A 19,285-nucleotide genomic window follows, 5' to 3' on the forward strand; every position below is an offset into this window, starting at 1 on the left:
ACCCGGCCGGGGCCGCGCCTGGCCGACCGGCGTTCACAAGGCGCCGTCGCGCCCACCCGTGCCTCAAGGGCCTGGGGGTACCTCCCAGGCCCTTGAGGCACGGGGAGAGGCACGACTGCCCGCGGCTGGGCAGGGGACGGCCTCGGTCTGTCATGGGGTCAGTGTTTGCCGATGGGGTCGCCCTCCACGTCTGGGCCTCGGCCCGGGCCCACTCGGATCTCGAATTCGCCGTCGTATTTCCTGTGGCCCTCGATGACCGCGAGTTCCACCGCTTCCGAGCCCATCTCGCCCCGCACGATGAGCGGGTCGCGGCGCAGGTCGCGCATGAGTGCCACGCACATGAAGATCATCACGATGACGAACGGGGCCGCCGCGAGGATCGTGAGGTTCTGCAGGCCGGTCAGCGCGTCGCCCTGCCCGCTGCCGACCAGCAGCATGATCGCCGCCACCGCGCCGGTGACCACGCCCCAGAAGACCACCATCCAGCGGCTGGGTTCGAGCGCGCCCTTCTGCGAGAGGGTGCCCATCACGATGGAGGCCGCGTCGGCTCCCGAGACGAAGAAGATGCCGACGAGGATCATCACCAGCAGGCTGGTGACGGTGGCGACGGGGTACTCCTGGAGCACGGCGAAGAGCCGGCCCTCGGGCGTCGTCTCGTCGCCGAGCCGGTTCTGCTCCTGGAGCCTCATCGCCGAGCCGCCGAAGATCGCGAACCAGACCAGGCTGACCGTGCTGGGCACCAGGATGACTCCGCCGATGAACTGGCGGATGGTCCGGCCCCGGCTGATGCGGGCGATGAACATGCCGACGAAGGGCGTCCAGGAGATCCACCACGCCCAGTAGAAGACGGTCCAGCTGCTCAGCCAGTCGGCGACGCCCTCGCCGCCGCTGATCTCGGTGCGGCCGGCCATCTGGGGCAGATCGCCGAGATAGGCGAAGACCGAGGTCGGCAGCAGGTCGAGGATGAGGATGGTCGGACCCGCGACGAACACGAACACGACGAGGAGCAGGGCCAGCACCATGTTGGTGTTGGACAGCCACTGGATGCCCTTCTCGACACCGGAGACCGCGGAGGCCACGAACGCCACGGTCAGCACCGCGATGATGCCGACCAGCAGCCCGGTGCTGACCTTGTCCATCCAGTCGAGTTTCTCGACGCCGGATCCGATCTGCAGGGCGCCGAGGCCGAGCGAGGCCGCGGAGCCGAAGACCGTCGCGATGATGGCCAGGACGTCGATGACCCGGCCGCTGACGCCGCCCGCGTGCTTCTCGCCGATGAGCGGGGTGAACACTGCGCTGATGGTCTGGCGGCGGCGCCTGCGGAAGGTGCTGTAGGCGATACCGAGGCCGACCACCGCGTAGATCGCCCACGGGTGGAGCGTCCAGTGGAACAGGGTGGTGGCCATGGCCGTCGACATGCGGTCGCCGGAGCTTGCGGGGGTGGTGCCCGGCGGGGCGTCCGTGTAGTGCGCCAGCGGCTCGCTCACGCCCCAGAACATCAGACCGATGCCCATGCCCGCGCTGAACATCATGGCGACCCAGGACACCGTGCGGAACTCGGGCTTCTCGCCCTCGACGCCGAGGTGGATGCGGCCGTAGCGGCTGGCCGCGAGCCACAGGGCGAAGACGACGAACCCGGAGGCGGCCAGCACGAACGCCCAGCCGCCGTTGTGCATCAGCCCGCCGAGCATGGTGTCGGAGGCGTCCTCGAGCGAGTCCGTCCCGACGGCGCCCCACAGCACGAACGCGAGGGTGAGTACGGCCGTGACGCCGAACACCACCCGGTCGGTCCGCGGACGCTCCCGGCCCGGCAGGCCCGCTTCCGAACCCGGCAGCGGGCCCGCCGTGTCGTCCTTGTCGCTGTGCTGGTTCTGCGTCACAGGCGGCACCTTTCGTCAGAGCCGTTGGGCGGAGAACACTCCTCCCGCTACGCCCCTACCACCTTTGGCGCAAAACTCACCTACTCAGCGCGATGTGTCGGCCTCCCCGGGGACGCGGTGGGCGGTGACGTCCGGTCGGTCCACGCCGTCCAGGACGGTGTCCGGGGCCGTGGTGTGCGAGCCCGCCGTGGCGCGGGCGAAGGCGGCCGTTCCGCCGACGAACGGCACCCGCGCGGAGGTACGGGCCAGGTCGAGGGTGAGCGTCGGGGCGTCGGCCGGGGGATCGATCAGGCCCCGGTCGGTGCCGGCGACGATCAGTGCCAGGCGGTGGCCCTCGGGGACGACGTGGTCGGTGGCCGCCAGGTCGAGGGTGATGGTGTACCGCTTGCCGGGGGTGAGCGGCTCGCCCTTGCCGTCGTCGGCGTGGTTGCCGAGGTCGGCCCAGCCACGGCTGACGATCGTGTGCTCGACGTCGGTGGTCGTGGCGCGGGTCTCCTGGAAGCAGGAGCTGTCGCCCGTGGTGCTCGCGCCCCAGCAGGTGCGCTCGGGGAGGGTGGTGATGCCTTCTCCGTCGGCGGCGTAGTCGCGGACGGTGTCGGGGCCGAGGTCCACGAGTACGGCGGAGAGGTGGGCCGTGGGTGTGCTGGGGGTGGCGGTGACGGTGACCCGGGAGGCGCCGGACAGGCGCAGGTCACGGGTGAGCGGGCCGGTGACGAAGCCGGCCTTGGCCGGGGTCGGGGTGTCGACGCGGGCGGCCCAGTCGGTCTCGCTCAGCCGCGGGTCGTCGGTGAAGGTCTCGGTCCCCTCGCCCTTGCGCAGGCCGAGGGTGCCGACGCCTGCCTCGGTGCCCCGGGCGGGGCGCAGGGTCGTGGTGTGCGTGCCGCGCGGCGGCCAGCTCTTCGAGGTCACCCACTGGTCGGGCCGGCGTTCGATGTCGGCCATGGGCTCACGGTCGATGCCGTTGTCGTAGCCGAGGAGTTCGTGGTCGAACCAGCGGTGCAGGGTGTCGACCCACTCGGCGCGGCGGAAGTCGAAGGGGTCGACGTGGCCGGTCTGGGAGAGCCAGATCTTGCGTTCGACGCCGTTCTTCGCGAGGGCGTCCCACCACGGGCCGACGTGCTGCATCCGTACGTTGAGGTCCTGCATGCCGTGCACCAGGAAGACGCTGGCCTTCACCTTCTTCGCGGCGCGCGTGTAGTCGCGTTCGGTCCACATGGGCGTCCAGTCGCCGGTGCGCGGGGCGCCCTCGACGAGTTCACGCTGGACCGTGGCGCAGTTGGCGCGGGCCTCGGGGCTCTCGACGTACTGGGACAGCCAGTCGGGGCCGGAGTCGTAGAGCGGGGCGCCCTGGGTGAAGTAGTAGTCGTACCAGGAGGAGATCGCGGCGATCGGGACGATGGTCTCCAGGCCCTCGACGCCCGTGGCGGCGACGCCGTTGGCGATGGTGCCGTCCCAGCTCTTGCCGATCATTCCGGTGCGGCCGTTGGTCCAGTCGGCCCTGGCCCGTTCGGTGCCGGTGCGGGTGGTGTACGCCGTGCCGCGGCCGTTCAGCCAGTCCACGACGGCCTTGGCGGACTGGATGTCGGAGCGGCCCCCGACGTCCACACAGCCGTCGGACCGGTTGGTTCCTGCCAGGTCCACGCCGACGACGGCGTAGCCGCGCGGCACGAAGTAGTTGTCGTAGAACAGCGGCATCCGCACGACGTCGCCGTTCGCGTCGTAGGTCTTCTTCTGGCTCTCGTTGCCGCGCCCGCAGCAGGAGTAGTACGGGCTGGCGTCCATGATGACGGGGACCTTCCGGCCCCGCTGCGCGGGTTCGCGGGGGCGGACGATGTCGACGGCGACCCGGTCGGTGCGGCCGTCCAGGTCCTCGTCGAGCCCGGTGTCCACCCAGACGGCCTCGCGGACGGCGTCGTCGTAGGAGTGGACGGGCAGGCTCTCGCGCGGTGGCGCGGCGTGTGCGGCCGTGGGGGTGAGGAGTGTGGCCGTCAGGGCGGCGGTGGCCGCCGTCGCAAGTGGTCTCCAGGTCGTGAAGCGCGTGCGTTTCGGCATGCGCGGGACGGTACATGGGTGAACTCGGGTGCAGAAGAGGGCGGTTGACGCCTCGTGAAGCCACCGATGGCTGAAACCACGCCTGGTGGGACACGCCGGCTCCCGCGCGGGAGCGGTGACGGGTCCGCTCAGTCACCGTGGTCGTACACCGTCACCGGTATGCCGCGTTCCACCAGCCGCTCGGTGATCAGCGGCTCGACGCGGGACCACTTGCCGCCGGCCAGGCCGCAGCCGATGCGGGGCATGTGCACGGAGGCGTTCAGCTCCGTCGCCCTGTCGGCGAGGCGGCCGAGCGCCGTGTCGATCGCCTCGTAACGGACGGGCACGCCCTTGCTGCCCGTCCGTACGCCGCGCTGGCCGATCATGTTGGCCACCCAGACGTACCGGTCGACCTGGACCAGCTGGACCGCGCCCAGACCGAAGTCGTTCGCGGCGCGGTCGCGGTGCCAGGCGCGGTAGGCGGCCTCCGGTTCGGGCCAGCGGCGCGATACGGCCAGGACGAAGCCCTTCCCCCACCCGCCGATGTCGTTGCAGACATGGGCGATGACCTTGACGCCCTTCACCGACGGAACGGTGGCGTCACCCCGGACATATGTGATCCCCGACATGACGCCACCGTAGGCGTTGCCACTGACAGTGGCCGCGGCCTGCTACTTCGTCAGCCGCGAGAGCTCCTGGTCGGCGTTCCGCGCCACCCGGCGGCGGACGCCGTACCAGCCGCCGACCAGCATCGCGGCGATCACCGGGACGAGCAGCAGCGTCTTGCGGCCGACCTCCGGGTCGTTCCACATCAGGCCGAGGACGGAGACCAGGAAGGCGATGGTCGCGATCTCGGTGACCGGGCTGCCGGGGAGCCGGAAGGACGGGCGGGCGAGAAGTCCGGCGCGGGCGCGGCGGACGAAGACCAGGTGGCAGATCATGATGATCACCCAGGTGCTGATGATGCCGAGGGAGGCGACGTTCAGCACGATCTCGAAGGCCTGGGCCGGCATGAGGAAGTTCAGGCCGACGCCGAGGACGCACACGCCGCAGGTCAGCAGGATGCCGCCGTAGGGCACCTGGCTGCGGTTCATGCGGGCGGTGAACTTCGGGGCGGAGCCCGCCATGGCCATGGAGCGCAGGATGCGGCCGGTGGAGTACAGGCCGGAGTTCAGGGACGACATCGCGGCCGTGAGGACGACGAGGTTCATCACGTCGCCGGCGGCCGGGACGCCGATCTTCGACAGGACCGTGACGAAGGGGCTCTCGCCGGCCGAGTACATCGAGCCGGGGAGCAGGAGGGCGAGCAGGACGACGGAGCCGACGTAGAAGAGGCCGACGCGCCACATGATGGAGTTCACCGCGCGGGGGACGACCTTCTCCGGTTCGGCGGTCTCGCCCGCGGCGACGCCGACCAGTTCCAGCGCCGCGTACGCGAAGACCACGCCCTGCATGACGAGGACGACCGGCATCACACCGTGCGGGAGGATGCCGCCGTTGTCGGTGATCATGCTCGGGCCGGGGGTGCCGCCGCCCACCTCGTGCTGGGTGGCGAGCAGGAAGACGCCGACGAGCATGAAGGCGACGAGGGTGGCGACCTTGACGATCGCGAACCAGAACTCCATCTCGCCGAAGATCTTCACCGAGATCAGGTTCACCGCGAGGACCACGGCGAGGGCGATCAGTGCGAGCACCCACTGCGGGATGTCGGTGAACGCGCTCCAGTAGTGCGTGTAGAGGGCGATCGCGGTGATGTCGGCGATACCGGTGGTCGACCAGTTGAGGAAGTACATCCAGCCGGCGACGTACGCGCCCTTCTCGCCGAGGAACTCGCGCGCGTACGACACGAAGGAGCCGGACGACGGCCGGTACAGGACCAGCTCGCCCAGGGCTCGGACGACGAAGAAGGCGAAGACGCCGCAGACCAGGTAGGCCAGGGCGAGCGCCGGGCCCGCGTCGTGCAGGCGTCCTCCGGCACCCAGGAAGAGCCCGGTGCCGATCGCGCCGCCGATGGCGATCATGTTGACGTGGCGGGCCTTGAGGTCCTTGCTGTAGCCGGCGTCGCCCGCGTCCGCGGGCGTCGGGGCCGCCGCGGCGGGTGCCGCGGCCGTTGCCGTGGTGACGGCGTCCTTGCTCACGAAGTGGTTCCACTCTCTGGTGCGCTCGGGCGGGTCCCGCCCGGGTGTCCGGATTGCCTCGGCCTGCGCGCTCGGTTCACGGCACGGACCGAGGGGGCACCTTTCCGGAAGTGCGGCGCCTCATGCGATGGCGCACGTCACAGCGGGGAACATCTCACACGCCCGCGCGGAGTGACAGTCGAGATGTCACAGCGGTGGTGGGACAGCGATACTGCTGCACATGACGACCGAGACCGAGCAGCCGCTCACGATCGACGAACTGGCGGCCCGAGCCGGTGTCACCGTGCGCACGGTCCGTTTCTACGGCACCAAGGGACTGCTGCCGCCGCCGGTGATCGGTCCCCGGCGGGTCGGTCACTACGGGCGGGAGCATCTGGCCCGGCTGGAGCTCATCGAGGAGTTGCAGCACCTGGGCATGACGCTGGCGGCGATCGAGCGGTACCTGGGGCAGCTGCCGCCGGATCTGAGCGCCCGGGACCTGGCGATCCAGCGGGCGGTGGTGGCCTCCTGGGCGCCCGAGGCGGTGGAGACGGTGCCGCGCGGGGAGCTGGAGCGCCGGGCGGGGCGGGCACTGGGCGAGGACGATCTTCGGCGGCTGGCGGCGATGGGCGTCGTCGAGCGGGACGGCGAGGTGCTGCGGGTCGACCCAGGGCTGCTGCGCCTCGGGATGGAGCTGCTGGACGTACCGCTGTCCCACGAGACGGTCCTCGCCGCGCGCACCGCGCTCACCGAGCACTCCCGCGCGGCGGCCCGCGAGCTGTCGCGGCTGCTGCGCGACGCGGTCGCGGAGCGGGACGCGCGGGACGTGCGGTCCCTGTCCGCCCGGATGCATCCGCTGGTGGTGCAGGCGCTGCTGACCACCTTCCAGCGGTCGCTGCGGGAGGAGCTGGCCAAGTGGCTCGACGAGGAGGGGTGACGGGGCACGCCCCGTCACCCCCTGCGGCGGGTCAGCGGGCGTCCGTGAAGACCTCCCCCCGCTCCGCCTTCGCCACCAGCAGCGCCGGCGGGGTGAAGCGCTCGCCGTAGCGCTCGGCGAGCTCACGCGCGCGGGCCGCGAATCCGGGCAGGCCGCCCTCGTAGCCGTTGATGTACTGGAGGACGCCGCCGGTCCAGCCGGGGAAGCCGATGCCGAGGATGGAGCCGATGTTGGCGTCGGCGACGGAGGTCAGCACGCCCTCCTCAAGCAGCCGGACGGTGTCCAGCGCCTCGGCGAACAGCATGCGCTCCTGCATGTCGCGGAACGGGATCTCGTGGTCGGCCTTCCCGAAGTGCTCGCGCAGTCCGGGCCACAGGCTGCCGCGCTTGCCGTCCTCGCCGTACTCGTAGAAGCCGGCGCCTCCGCTGCGGCCGGGGCGTTCGAACTCGTCGACCATGCGGTCGATGACGGCCTCGGCGGGGTGTGCGGTCCAGGTGCCGCCGGCCTCCTCGACGGCCCGCTTCGTCTCGCTGCGGATCTTGCGCGGGAGGGTGAGCGTCAGCTCGTCCATCAGGGAGAGCACCTTGGCCGGGTAGCCCGCCTGGGCGGCGGCCTGCTCGACCGAGGCGGGCTCGATGCCCTCGCCGACCATGGCGACGCCCTCGTTGATGAAGTGCCCGATGACGCGCGAGGTGAAGAAGCCGCGCGAGTCGTTGACGACGATCGGGGTCTTGTTGATCTGCCGGACCAGGTCGAAGGCGCGGGCCAGCGCCTCGTCGCCGGTGCGCCCGCCCTTGATGATCTCGACCAGCGGCATCTTGTCGACGGGCGAGAAGAAGTGCAGCCCGATGAAGTCGGCCTGGCGCTCGACGCCCTCGGCGAGGGCGGTGATGGGCAGGGTGGAGGTGTTGGAGCACAGCAGCGCGTCGGGGGCGACGACGTCCTGGATCTCCTGGAACACCTTGTGCTTGAGGGAGGTGTCCTCGAAGACGGCCTCGATGACCGCGTCACAGCCGGCGAGGTCGGCGGCCTCGGCGGTGGGCGTGATCCGGGCGAGCAGCGCGTCGGCCTTCTCCTGGCTGGTACGGCCCTTGGCGACGGCCTTGGCGCACAGCTTCTCGGAGTAGCCCTTGCCCTTGACGGCGGCCTCCAGGGAGACGTCCTTCAGGACGACCTCGATGCCCGCGCGGGCGCACGAGTAGGCGATGCCCGCGCCCATCATCCCGGCGCCGAGGACGGCCACCTTGGTCACCTTGCGCGGTTCGACTCCCTTGGGCCGGTTGGCGCCGGAGTTGACGGCCTGGAGGTCGAAGAAGAACGCCTGGATCATGTTCTTCGAGGTCTGTCCGGCGGCCAGCTCGACGAAGTAGCGGGCCTCGATGACCTGGGCGGTCTCGAAGTCGACCTGGGAGCCCTCGACGGCGGCGGCCATGATGTTGCGCGGGGCCGGGTAGGGGGCGCCGCCCGTCTGCTTGCGCAGGTTGGCCGGGAAGGCGGGGAGGTTGGCGGCGAACTTCGGGTGGGCGGGGGTACCGCCGGGGATGCGGTAGCCGGGCCGGTCCCAGGGCTGGGCGGACTCGGGGTTGGCGTCGATGAAGGCGCGGGCCTTGGCGAGCATGTCCTCGCGCGTGTCGGCGATCTCGTCGACCAGGCCGTTCTGCTGGGCGCGGCGCGGGTTGTACTGGGTGCCCTGGAGGAGCACCTTCAGCAGCGCGTCGGTGATACCGAGCATGCGGACGGTGCGGACGACGCCGCCGCCTCCGGGGAGCAGGCCGAGGGTGACCTCGGGGCAGCCGATCTTGGAGCCGGGGGCGTCGAGGGCGATCCGGTGGTGGCAGGCGAGGGCGAGTTCGTAGCCGCCGCCGAGGGCGGCGCCGTTGATCGCCGCGACGACGGGCTTGCCGAGGGTCTCGATGCGGCGCAGGTGCCGCTTGATGGCCATGCCGCCGTCGAAGAGGTCCTGCGCCGTCTCGGAGGTGACCCGGATGAGGTCGCGCAGGTCGCCGCCGGCGAAGAAGGTCTTCTTGGCGGAGGTGACGATGATGCCGCGGATGGAGTCCCTCTCCGCCTCCAGGCGGTCGGTGATCACGGCGAGGGAGTCGCGGAACGCCTGGTTCATGGTGTTCGCGGACTGGTGGGGGTCGTCGAGGACGAGGGTGACGACGCCGGTACGGTCCTGTTCCCAGCGGATGGTGGTGCTCTCGGTCATGGGGAAGTCTCCGTGAGTGAGGTGGCGGGGCGCTGGGGCTCAGAGGCGTTCGACGACGGTGGCGATGCCCATGCCGCCGCCCACGCACAGCGTGGCGAGGCCGTAGCGCTTGTCCTGGCGCTCGAGTTCGTCGACGAGGGTGCCGAGGATCATCGCGCCGGTGGCGCCGAGCGGGTGGCCCAGCGCGATGGCGCCGCCGTTGACGTTGACCTTGTCCAGGGACAGGCCCATGTCCCGCGCGAAACGCAGGACGACGGCGGCGAACGCCTCGTTGATCTCGACGAGGTCGATGTCGTCGATGGTCAGGCCGGCCTTGGCGAGGGCCTTGCGGGTGGCGGGGGCGGGGCCGGTGAGCATGATGGTGGGCTCGGACCCGGACACGGCGGCGGAGACGATCCTGGCGCGCGGGGTGAGTCCGTAGCGGTCGCCGACCTCCTTGGAGCCGATGGCGACGAGCGCGGCGCCGTCGACGATGCCGGAGGAGTTGCCCGCGTGGTGGACGTGGTCGATCTTCTCGACCCAGTGGTACTTCTGCAGGGCCACGGCGTCGAAGCCGCCCAGCTCGCCGATGTCCGCGAAGGACGGCTTCAGCTTGGCCAGCGAGTCGGCCGTGGTGCCGGGGCGCAGGTGCTCGTCGTGGTCGAGGACGGTGAGGCCGCTGCGGTCCCGCACCGGGACGACCGACCGCTCGAAGCGGTTCTCCTTCCAGGCGGTGGCCGCGCGCTCCTGCGACAGGGCGGCGTACTCGTCGACGTCCCGCCGGGAGAAGCCCTCGATGGTGGCGATCAGGTCGGCGCCGATGCCCTGAGGGACGAAGTCGGTGGCGAGGTTGGTCATCGGGTCGTTGAACCAGGCGCCCCCGTCCGAGGCCATCGGCACCCGGGACATCGACTCGACGCCGCCGGCGAGGACCAGGTCCTCCCAGCCGGAGCGGACCTTGGCGGCGGCCAGGTTGACGGCCTCCAGACCCGAGGCACAGAAGCGGTTCTCCTGCACGCCCGCCACCGTGTCGGGCAGTCCGGCCGCGATGGCGGCGATGCGGGCGATGTCGGAGCCCTGGTCGCCGACCGGGCCGACGACGCCGAGCACGATGTCGTCGACGGCCGCCGGGTCGAGGCCGGGGAAGCGGTCGCGGACCTCGTGGATGAGGCCGACGACCAGGTCGACGGGCTTGGTGCCGTGCAGGGCGCCGCCTGCCTTGCCGCGCCCGCGCGGGGTGCGGATCGCGTCGTACACGTACGCTTCGGTGCTCACGAGGGGGCCTTTCACTGAGGGTTCGAGGGCTTCGGGGGCTTCGGGGGCGAGGACAGCAGTCGGGGTACGTCCCAGTCGCGGGCCACGTCGTCGGTGTCGGCGCCCGGCCGGGCGGGCCCGGTGCGGACGCCGGCGGGGGTCGCGGAGAACCGCGGGGCCGGTGCGGGCTGGGTGATGCCGGCGTGGTCGGTGAAGGTGCCCCGGGCGGCGAGGTGCGGGTGGTGCGGGGCCTCGCGCAGGGACAGCACCGGCGCCACGCACGCGTCGGAGCCGTCGAAGCGGGCCGTCCACTCGTCGCGGGTGCGGGTCCTGAAGCGGGCGGCGACCCGCTCGCGCAGCTCCGGCCAGCGGGTGACGTCGGTGTGCGCCTCGCTCTGGCCGTCGATGCCGAGCAGGCGCAGGAACTCGGCGTAGAACCGCGGCTCCAGCGCGCCCACCGCCATGTGCCTGCCGTCGGCGGTCTCGTAGGTGCCGTAGTAGGGGCAGCCACCGTCGAGGAGGTTGGCGCCGCGCCGGTCCTGCCAGGCGCCGGCGGCGAGCATGCCGTGGATCATCGCGGAGAGGTGGGCGGTGCCGTCCACGATGGCGGCGTCGACGACCTGTCCGGTGCCGGTCGCGCGCGCGTGGTGCAGCGCGGCGAGGACGCCGACGACGAGGTAGAGGGAGCCGCCCGCGTAGTCGCCGAGCAGGTTGGCCGGGACGGCCGGGGGCCCGTCCGGGTCGCCGATCATGCCGAGGGTGCCGGTGAGGGCGATGTAGGCGATGTCGTGGCCCGCGCGGTCGGCGAGGGGGCCCTGCTGGCCCCAGCCGGTCATCCGGCCGTACACCAGGCGCGGGTTGCGGGCGTGGCAGTCCCCGGGGCCGACGCCGAGCCGCTCGGCGACTCCGGGGCGGTAGCCCTCGATGAGCACGTCGGCGCGTTCGACGAGGTCGAGGACGCGGGCGGGGCCGTCGGGGGCCTTCAGGTCGACGATCACCGAGCGCTTGTTGCGGTTGGTCACGTCGAGGGCGGGGGCGATCCCGAGTCCGGGGCCGCCCGGGCGGTCCACGCGTACGACGTCGGCGCCCAGGTCGGCCAGGAGCATGGCGGCGAACGGGCCGGGCCCGATCCCGGCCAGCTCGACCACGCGCACGCCGCCGAGCGGACCGTGTCCCGGCGTCTTCGCCTCCGTCATCGAGCCCCCATCGGCTGTGACACTACTGGTGTAACACCCATGATGTTAGGAACGTGTTCCACCCGGCACAAGACCGGGCGAGCAAGCGCTTGGCCACTGTACGGCGCGGCGCCGTCTCCCGCGCCGGTCCACGCGCTGTCGCGCCTTTTCCCGCTTCTTCAGGGCGTTCGGGGCACGGTCACCGGTTTCCTCCGGGCTCGCCGTCGGACTCCGTACCCCTCACGCTAGCCTCGGCCACCGACAGCGGCGCGGCTGCACGACCAAGGGGTGTCATGAGCAGGCTGAAAAGGACGGACCGTCCGTACGACATCGTGCTCTTCGGAGCGACCGGCTTCGTCGGAACCCTGACCGCGGAGTATCTCGCCGGCCATGCCCCCGCCGGGCTGCGCTGGGCGATCGCCGGACGCAGCACGGAGAAGCTGGAGCGACTGCGGGACCGGCTGCCCGGCGGTGCGGAGGTCGGGCTGCTGCGGGCGGACGTGTCCGACCCGGCCTCGCTGCGCGCCCTCGCCGAGCACGCGCGGGTGGTCGCCACGACCGTCGGCCCCTATGTGGAGTACGGCGAGGAACTCGTCGCCGCCTGCGCGGACACCGGGGCGGACTACGTCGACCTCACGGGTGAGCCGGAGTTCGTGGACCTGATGTACGTCCGGCACGACGCACGCGCGCGGGAGACCGGGGCGCGGCTGGTGCACGCCTGCGGCTTCGACTCGGTGCCGCACGACCTGGGCGCGTACTTCACCGTGCGGCAGCTCCCGGAGGGGGTGCCGCTGACCGTGGACGGCTTCGTGACCGTCGACGCGGCCTTCTCGGGCGGGACCTTCGCCTCGGCGCTGAACCAGTTCGCCCGGCACCGCGGGCTCCGCGCGGCGGCCCTGGACCGCCGGCGCCATGAACCGCGGCTGGTGGGCCGCCGGGCGTCGGCCCCGACGGGCGTGCCGCGCTACGCGCCGGAGGTCGGCGCCTGGGCCCTGCCCCTGCCGACCATCGACGGGCAGATCGTGCGCCGTTCGGCCAAGGCGCTCGACCGGTACGGTCCCGACTTCCGCTACCGGCACTACGCGGCCGTGCGGCGGCTCCCGGTGGCGGTGGGCGGGGTGGCGGCCGTGGGCGCGCTGGTGACGGCGGCCCAGTTCCCGCCGCTGCGACGCAGGCTCTCCGACCGGCTCGGACCCGGCGACGGTCCTGGCCCCGAGAAGCGCGCCCGGAGCTGGTTCACCGTCCGCTTCGTCGGAGAGGGCGGCGGGCGCCGGGTGTACACGGAGGTCGCGGGCGGCGACCCCGGTTACGACGAGACGGCGAAGATGCTGGCCGAGGGGGCGCTCTGCCTGGCCTTCGACGACCTCCCGCCGACGGCCGGCCAGGTCACGACGGCGATGGCGATGGGTGATGCGCTGATCGACCGCCTCCGCGCGGCGGGCATCCGCTTCCGCGTCGCCGCGACCCGCTGACGCCCGGCCGGTCAGGGACTACAGCGGCCACTCGACCAACGTGTAGATCATCCCGACGATCCAGCCCAGCCCGGCCAGTACGGCGAGGGCGAGCCCGACGGTCACGGCCCGCTCGACGGGCCGTGAGTCGGCGGCAACAGGCTTGGCGGCACGGTGCGTTGTCATGTGTGTCAGCCTGCCGGGGCGGGCGGGGGCGGACATCCGTACAGGTACTCAGGAGCGGTACTCAGACCGCACGGGCACGTCCCACGCCGGATCGACTCGCGCTTGAGACTTCCGCGCCTCACGTCCCGGAAACCACGCTGGTAACACGGTGGGAACGCGGCCGGTCAAGCGCCAGACTCTCAAAGGGGAGTTCAATGAAACACTTGAAGGTATGCGATTTCTTCTCGAAGTGGCCATGGACGACGAAGCGTTGGTGAAGGATCCCGCCGGGGAGCTGGGGCGGATCCTGCGGTACTGGGGCGGGAACCTGCGGCACTACGCGCTGGAGCCCGGGGACGGGTCGGCGATCCACGACTCCGGGTACCGGGAAGTGGGGCGGTGGAGCGTCGAGGACGCGTCCTAGGCGGAAGCGGCCTCGCCGAGTGCCCGGCGGCACAGGGCGTCCGCCCTGCGGGTGGTCTCCGGCAGGCGGTAGGCGGGGACCAGGGCGAGGGTGTGGGCGCAGGCGTTGTCCAGGCTCACGCGGTGACCGACCGAGACGAAGACCGGCTTGACGGCGTCCCTCGTGCGCAGGGCGCGGCCCACCTCCTCGCTGCCGGCCAGCAGCGGGGAGGTGCTCCCGCGCGGGGTGTCCGGTTCGTCGTGGGTGAAGGTGAAGGGGTTCTTGGCGACACCGATCGTCGGCAGGCCGGTGAGGACGCCGAGGTGGCTGGCGAGACCGAAGCGGCGGGGGTGGGCGAGGCCGTAGCCGTCGCAGACCACCAGGCCGGGCGGACACGGCAGGGCGTCGAGGGCGGCCAGCACGGTGGGTATCTCGCGGAAGGCGAGCAGTCCGGGGACGTACGGGAAGGAGACCCGGCCGACGGCCGTGGACTCGGCGACCACGTCGAGGGTCGCCGCGTCGAGGACGACGGCCGCGGCGGCGACGACGTCCCGCTCGTCGTCGTACGCCACGTCGACTCCGGTGACATGGCCCCTTCCGGGCGGCGGGCCCGGTTCGTCGAGCACCACCCGCGCGCGGAGTGCGTCCTGGACCGCGCGGGCCTCTTCCTCGGTCACGGGCCAGTCGGCCGGTGTGCGTACGGTCGTCATGGTGCCCCGAGCCTACGCGGCGCGCGTGCTCCGCGCGGAGGGTGCTCCCCCTCCGCGCGGAGGGGGCTCACTTGCCGAGCGCCCGCTGGAGCTGACCCTTGTTCATGTTCGAACGGCCCTCGATGCCGCGCTTCTTGGCCTCCTCGTACAGCTGGTCGCGCGTGGGGCCCTGGGAGCCCTTGCCGGACCGCTGGCCGCCGCGCTTACCGGACGACATGTCCTGCGTCGAGGTGCGGCTGGCCGTCTTCGACTCACCGGACCGGGCGCGCTCCTTGTTCACCGTCCGGGAGGCGATCTCCTTGGCGCGTCCGGTGCTCTCGCCCCGGTCCTCGGCGCTCTCCTTGATGTGCTCGTACTGACGCTCCCGTTTGGGGCTGGAACCGCTTGGCATGTCCGCTCACTTCCTCTCGCGTACAGCGAACGGGTACCCACGTCGACGGCGATCAGGGCACACCGCGTGCGTCAGTGCTCCGGGCGGCCGGCCGTGTCGTACGAGCCGGTGCCGACGGCGGACAGTCCGCGGAACCGCGTGTCCGGGGTGCCGGTGTCCTTGAGCGCCCGGTGCGGCGATGTCCCGTGGTCCGTCCGTGTGCCCGGGCCGGTACGGCCGTCGGGGCGGCCGGGGCCGTCGCGCGCACGGCTGTCGCGGGCGCCCGGCGGCGCGTTCGTCTCGTCCGTGTCGTCGGTCGCGTGCTCCGCGAGTGCCTCGTGGCGGGCGGCACGGGTGCCTCAGGGGGCGCCGAGGAGAGCCGTGTCACTCGCGTGCATGAAGGCGGTGACAGAGGTCACTCGCTTTTCGTGTGCACGGATTGGCCGATTCCGTCGTCTCATCCAGTAGCCGACCCGATCCGCCCCGGAAGCCTGTCCAGCCGTCACGAGGGAGCAAGGCGTTGTCCACCGTCATCGAGCAGACCGTCGAGGCCCGTCTCGTCGCCGCCGCGCCGCGGATGCCGAGCATTCCCGCCACCCTGCACTACGACCGCGACGACCCGTTCGCCGTCCGCATGACCTTCCCCGCGCCCGCCACCCTGGAGGGCGTCGAGGTCTGCTGGACCTTCGCCCGCGACCTGCTCGCCGCGGGGATGGAGGAGCCCGAGGGCGACGGTGACGTACGGGTCAGGCCGTACGGCTACGACCGCACCGTGCTGGAGTTCCACGCCCCCGAGGGGACCGCCGTCGTGCACGTCCGCTCGGGCGAGCTGCGCCGGTTCCTGGAGGCCACCGGCGAGCTGGTGCCGACGGGTCTGGAGCACCTCCGGCTCGACCTGGACCACGATCTCGCGGAGCTGATGCGCGACGCGTGACGCGTGACGCGCCCGGCTAACGCCCGCCGCCCATCAGGGCGTTGAGCGTGCCGTACGCCAGCCCGTCGGCCTGTGCGTCGTACGTCCCCGTGTCGAGCAGTTCCCGCGCGGCGCGGCGGACCAGGGCGTGCGCGGCCTGGGCGATGCCGGAGCCGGTGCTCACGCGGGCGACGCCCAGGGCGGCCAGCTCGCCGGCCGGCGGGGCGCCGGGACCGGCCATCACGTTCAGCGGCGCGTCGATCCCGTCGGCGAGCTCCTTCACGGTCCCCGGGTCGACGGCCCCGGGGACGAAGATCCCGTCGGCGCCCGCGGCGAGGTAGGCGGCGGCGCGCTCCAGGGTGTCGTCCACTCCCCCGGCGCCGCGCAGGAAGGTGTCGACGCGCGCGTTGACGAACAACGGCACGCCGGCCGCGTCGGCCGCCCCGCGGGCCGCGGCGAGGCGCTCGGCCTGCTCGGCCGTCGGACGCAACGGGCCCTGCCCGGCGCCGTACGGGCCGTCCTCGATGTTCACCCCGACCGCGCCCGCGGCGAGCACCGCGCGCACGGTGTCGCCGACCCCCGCCGGGTCCTCGGCGTAGCCGCTCTCGATGTCGGCGGTGACGGGCACGCGGACGGCCCCGGCGATCTCCGCGACGGCCCCGAGTGCCCGCTCGCGCTCCAGCCGGTCCCCGTCCGCCGCCCCGAGGGCCCAGGCGACACCGGCGCTGGTGGTCGCCACGGCAGCGGCGCCCGCGTCCTCCACCAGCCGGGCGCTGGCGAGGTCCCAGGCGTTGGGCAGGATCAGCGGGCGCCCCGGGACGTGCAGGGAACGGAAGGCGAGGGCGCGGTCGCGCAGAAGGGCGGCGGAGTTCGTCATACCGGCCACTCAACCAGCGGCCCGGCCGTCCCGGCTGGCGGGAATCCGACGTGGACGTACGGCCGGGGGCTTCAGCCGCCGGTGGGGAGGGGCGATGCCTTCGCGGTGGCGCTCAGGGCGTTCCGGAGTTCCCGGATGATCACGGCCTGCGCGGGAGTCGCCGCGCGGGCGGAGAGCTGCTCGACGCGGTGTTCCCGGTCGGCGCGGGCGCCGGCCGGGAGGAGGGTGGTCAGGCCCGCCGCCGCGCCCAGGGCGACGGCCGTCGCGTCCGGCTCGGGGACGTCCTCGGGCGGTGTCGGTCCGTCGAGGATCCGCCGCGCCCGCCGCCGCAGGGCCCGTACCCGGCCCGCGTCGGCCAGGACGTGCTCCACCGACGGGAACACCCCGAGGACCCGGTGCTTCTCGGCGCGCAGCACCCCCTCGGCCACCAGTTGCTCCCGGACCGCGTCCAGGGTGTACCGGGCGCGCAGCGTCACCCAGGTGCGCCAGCGGTGCGGGCAGGACTCGCTGACCAGCTCCAGCAGGCCGTCGAGGACCGGGTCCCCGGTCCGGGAGTCCAGGTCGAGCGGTGTGGCGATGCCGTCGTCGTCGACCAGCAGACCGCGCCGGGCCAGCTCGGCGAGGGCCCCGGCCCGCACCAGAGGGGGCAGCCGGGCCGGGTCGGTGTCCCAGGCCAGCAGGCAGAGGCGGGCCGGCAGTGAGAGCGGGCCGTCGGTCACGGGGCCTCCTCGGGGCGGTGACGTCGTGCTCCGAAAAGCCGTTGACAGCCGTTCCGGGCACTCCTACGGTGTACAGCGGTTCTGTTGCCGTCGAATGGAGAAGGACGTTGCTCGTCTGAGGTTCTGAGACACCGCGTCACACCACACGTGTGTGTACGTCGCGTGCGACCTCGGCGTTCGAGCCGTCCTTGCGGTCCTTGCGGAACAGGGCTTTTCTCATGCCCAGGCCTTCCCTCCCCGGCTGCCGGTCCTCGTCCCGCGGTGTCTCGATACGCGTTTGCCCCTGATCGCCCCGAGCAACCGCGGAGGCCCGCATGGCACCATCCATCACCTGTACGTCCCTCGCCTTCACCTGGCCCGACGGCACCACCGTCTTCGAGGGCCTCGACGTCGCCTTCGGCCCCGGCCGCACCGGCCTCGTCGGCGTCAACGGATCGGGGAAATCGACCCTGTTGAAGCTGATCGCCGGTGAGCTCCGGCCGGCCGACGGCGCCGTCCGGGTCGCCGGCGAGGTGGGGTACCTGCCGCAGAACGTGACGCTCGACACCGCGCTGCGGGTCGACGAGGTCCTCGGCATCGCCGGGCTGCGGGCCGCGCTGCACGCCATCGAGGCGGGCGACGTGGCCGAGGAGCACTTCGAGACCGTCGGCGACGACTGGGACGTCGAGGAACGCGCCCTGGCCACGCTCGGCGAACTCGGCCTCGGGCACATCGGTCTCGACCGCACCGTCGGCGAGGTGTCGGGCGGCGAGTCGGTGCTGCTGCGGCTGGCCGCGCTGCTGCTGGGCCGCCCGGACGTGCTGCTGCTCGACGAGCCCACCAACAACCTCGACCTGTACGCCCGCAGGCGGCTGTACGCGGCCGTCAAAGGCTGGCCGGGCGTCATGGTCGTGGTCAGCCACGACCGTGAACTGCTCGATCTGGTCGACCAGATCGCGGATCTGCGCTCCGGTGAGGTCACCTGGTACGGCGGCAACTTCTCGGCGTACGAGGAGGCCCTGGCCGTCGAACAGGAGGCCGCCGAGCGCATGGTGCGCGTCGCCGAGGCGGACTTGCGCAAGCAGAAGCGCGAACTGGTCGACGCCCAGGTCAAGTTGGCCCGCCGCAAGCGGTACGGGCAGAAGATGTTCGAGCAGAAGCGCGAGCCGAAGATCGTCATGGGGGCGCGCAAGCGCGCGGCGCAGGTGTCCGCGGGCAAGCACCGCATCATGCACGAGGAGAGGCTCTCCGAGGCCAGGGAACGGCTCGACGACGCGGTGGAGGCCGTACGGGACGACGACGAGATCCGCGTCGACCTGCCGTACACAGCCGTACCGCCGGGCCGGGGCGTCCTCACCCTCATGGACCTGGAGCTGGCGTACGGCGCCCGGGTGAACGGCGGCTTCGATCTGCGCGGCCCGGAACGGGTGGCGCTGATCGGGCGCAACGGCGCGGGCAAGACGACGCTGCTGCGCACGGTCGCCGGGGAGCTGGAGCCGGTCTCCGGGGAGACGAGGGCCCATGTGCCCCTGCGGTTCCTGCCGCAGCGGCTCGACGTCCTCGACGCGGAGCTGACCGTCGCCGAGAACGTGGCCCGGTTCGCTCCGGGTGCCACCGACAACCGGGTCCGGGCCCGGCTCGCCCGCTTCCTGTTCCGGGGCGCCCGCGCCGACCAGAAGGCGGCGACGCTCTCCGGCGGCGAGCGCTTCCGGGCGGCGCTGGCGGCGCTGATGCTGGCGGAGCCCGCGCCGCAGCTGCTGATGCTGGACGAGCCGACCAACAACCTCGACATGGCGAGCGTCCGGCAGCTCACCACGGCACTGGAGTCGTACGAGGGAGCCCTGATCGTGGCCAGTCACGATCTGCCGTTCCTGGAGTCGATCGGCATCACCCGGTGGCTGCTGATGGAGGAGGGGGAGCTGAAGGAGGTCACGCCGGAAACCGTCGAGCGTTCCGCGTAGCGTCCGCGGTGGTCCGGGCCCGCGGCCGGTTACCGGTGGTTCACCTCATCGCCGCCGGGGGGTGGCCCGGGCCGGACCGGCCCTGCATGATGGCTGGGCCGACGCCCGGGGAACCGGCCGCTCCACGGACTCCCCCGGTACGGCCGAGCCCTGCC

At 72.3% G+C, this 19,285-nt stretch carries 17 protein-coding genes; 5 read left to right on the forward strand and 12 right to left on the reverse strand.

The features are described from left to right. Window positions 1-158: 158 nt before the first annotated feature. The 4 genes from AMK33_RS24125 to AMK33_RS24140 form a co-directional block, all read right to left on the reverse strand. Window positions 159-1,880: a BCCT family transporter gene (locus AMK33_RS24125; RefSeq protein ID WP_073935035.1), complete on the reverse strand. Its 1,722-nt coding sequence runs from the start codon at window positions 1,878-1,880 to the stop codon at window positions 159-161. 84 nt (window positions 1,881-1,964) lie between these two features. Further along, on the reverse strand, window positions 1,965-3,932 hold the full coding sequence (locus tag AMK33_RS24130) for a Xaa-Pro dipeptidyl-peptidase (RefSeq protein WP_073935036.1): 1,968 nt from the start codon (window positions 3,930-3,932) through the stop codon (window positions 1,965-1,967). Window positions 3,933-4,060: 128 nt separating this feature from the next. Beyond that, a complete protein-coding gene (locus tag AMK33_RS24135; protein WP_073935037.1) occupies window positions 4,061-4,540 on the reverse strand; it encodes a macro domain-containing protein in 480 nt (159 codons plus the stop codon). Between the two features lie 42 nt (window positions 4,541-4,582). Continuing rightward, window positions 4,583-6,049: an amino acid permease gene (locus AMK33_RS24140; protein WP_073935038.1), complete on the reverse strand. Its 1,467-nt coding sequence runs from the start codon at window positions 6,047-6,049 to the stop codon at window positions 4,583-4,585. 220 nt (window positions 6,050-6,269) lie between these two features. Between AMK33_RS24140 and AMK33_RS24145 the strand changes: the two genes are divergently transcribed. Next, entirely contained in the window at window positions 6,270-6,965 is a 696-nt protein-coding gene (locus AMK33_RS24145) for a MerR family transcriptional regulator (protein WP_073935039.1), read from the forward strand. A 31-nt stretch (window positions 6,966-6,996) separates the two neighbouring features. Here AMK33_RS24145 and AMK33_RS24150 read toward each other — a convergent pair whose 3' ends face one another. The 3 genes from AMK33_RS24150 to AMK33_RS24160 are packed head-to-tail and all read right to left on the reverse strand — an operon-like array spanning window position 6,997 to window position 11,603. Continuing rightward, window positions 6,997-9,174, reverse strand: a complete 2,178-nt coding sequence (locus AMK33_RS24150) for a 3-hydroxyacyl-CoA dehydrogenase NAD-binding domain-containing protein (RefSeq protein WP_073935040.1) — start codon at window positions 9,172-9,174, stop codon at window positions 6,997-6,999. A gap of 39 nt (window positions 9,175-9,213) precedes the next feature. Next, entirely contained in the window at window positions 9,214-10,428 is a 1,215-nt protein-coding gene (locus AMK33_RS24155) for an acetyl-CoA C-acetyltransferase (RefSeq protein ID WP_073935041.1), read from the reverse strand. Window positions 10,429-10,439: 11 nt separating this feature from the next. Then, window positions 10,440-11,603: a CaiB/BaiF CoA transferase family protein gene (locus AMK33_RS24160; RefSeq protein WP_073935042.1), complete on the reverse strand. Its 1,164-nt coding sequence runs from the start codon at window positions 11,601-11,603 to the stop codon at window positions 10,440-10,442. A 272-nt stretch (window positions 11,604-11,875) separates the two neighbouring features. Here AMK33_RS24160 and AMK33_RS24165 point away from each other — a divergent pair, with 272 nt between their 5' ends. Next, on the forward strand, window positions 11,876-13,054 hold the full coding sequence (locus tag AMK33_RS24165; RefSeq protein WP_073935043.1) for a saccharopine dehydrogenase family protein: 1,179 nt from the start codon (window positions 11,876-11,878) through the stop codon (window positions 13,052-13,054). Between the two features lie 18 nt (window positions 13,055-13,072). Here the strand turns inward: AMK33_RS24165 and mmpA are convergent, their stop codons facing one another. After that, complete coding sequence (gene mmpA / locus AMK33_RS24170) at window positions 13,073-13,219, reverse strand: morphogenic membrane protein MmpA (RefSeq protein ID WP_201263071.1); 147 nt, start codon at window positions 13,217-13,219, stop codon at window positions 13,073-13,075. A gap of 211 nt (window positions 13,220-13,430) precedes the next feature. Here mmpA and AMK33_RS24175 point away from each other — a divergent pair, with 211 nt between their 5' ends. Continuing rightward, entirely contained in the window at window positions 13,431-13,622 is a 192-nt protein-coding gene (locus AMK33_RS24175; protein ID WP_073935045.1) for a hypothetical protein, read from the forward strand. On the opposite strand, the gene AMK33_RS24180 is transcribed toward AMK33_RS24175, so the two are convergent. Next, the gene (locus tag AMK33_RS24180) at window positions 13,619-14,311 is read right to left on the reverse strand and encodes an endonuclease V (RefSeq protein ID WP_073935046.1); all 693 of its coding nucleotides are present in this window, start codon (window positions 14,309-14,311) and stop codon (window positions 13,619-13,621) included. The genes AMK33_RS24175 and AMK33_RS24180 overlap by 4 nt on opposite strands. A gap of 67 nt (window positions 14,312-14,378) precedes the next feature. Then, window positions 14,379-14,702: a plasmid stabilization protein gene (locus tag AMK33_RS24185; RefSeq protein WP_073935047.1), complete on the reverse strand. Its 324-nt coding sequence runs from the start codon at window positions 14,700-14,702 to the stop codon at window positions 14,379-14,381. A 499-nt stretch (window positions 14,703-15,201) separates the two neighbouring features. Between AMK33_RS24185 and AMK33_RS24190 the strand changes: the two genes are divergently transcribed. Next, on the forward strand, window positions 15,202-15,615 hold the full coding sequence (locus tag AMK33_RS24190; RefSeq protein ID WP_073935048.1) for an SsgA family sporulation/cell division regulator: 414 nt from the start codon (window positions 15,202-15,204) through the stop codon (window positions 15,613-15,615). 16 nt (window positions 15,616-15,631) lie between these two features. Here the strand turns inward: AMK33_RS24190 and AMK33_RS24195 are convergent, their stop codons facing one another. Further along, on the reverse strand, window positions 15,632-16,471 hold the full coding sequence (locus AMK33_RS24195; protein WP_073935049.1) for an isocitrate lyase/PEP mutase family protein: 840 nt from the start codon (window positions 16,469-16,471) through the stop codon (window positions 15,632-15,634). 71 nt (window positions 16,472-16,542) lie between these two features. Continuing rightward, a complete protein-coding gene (locus tag AMK33_RS24200; protein WP_073935050.1) occupies window positions 16,543-17,190 on the reverse strand; it encodes a GOLPH3/VPS74 family protein in 648 nt (215 codons plus the stop codon). Window positions 17,191-17,504: 314 nt separating this feature from the next. Between AMK33_RS24200 and AMK33_RS24205 the strand changes: the two genes are divergently transcribed. Then, the gene (locus AMK33_RS24205; RefSeq protein WP_073935051.1) at window positions 17,505-19,130 is read left to right on the forward strand and encodes an ABC-F family ATP-binding cassette domain-containing protein; all 1,626 of its coding nucleotides are present in this window, start codon (window positions 17,505-17,507) and stop codon (window positions 19,128-19,130) included. Window positions 19,131-19,285 lie beyond the last annotated feature (155 nt).

Source organism: Streptomyces sp. CB02400 (genome assembly GCF_001905725.1).
GTDB lineage: Bacteria > Actinomycetota > Actinomycetes > Streptomycetales > Streptomycetaceae > Streptomyces > Streptomyces atrovirens.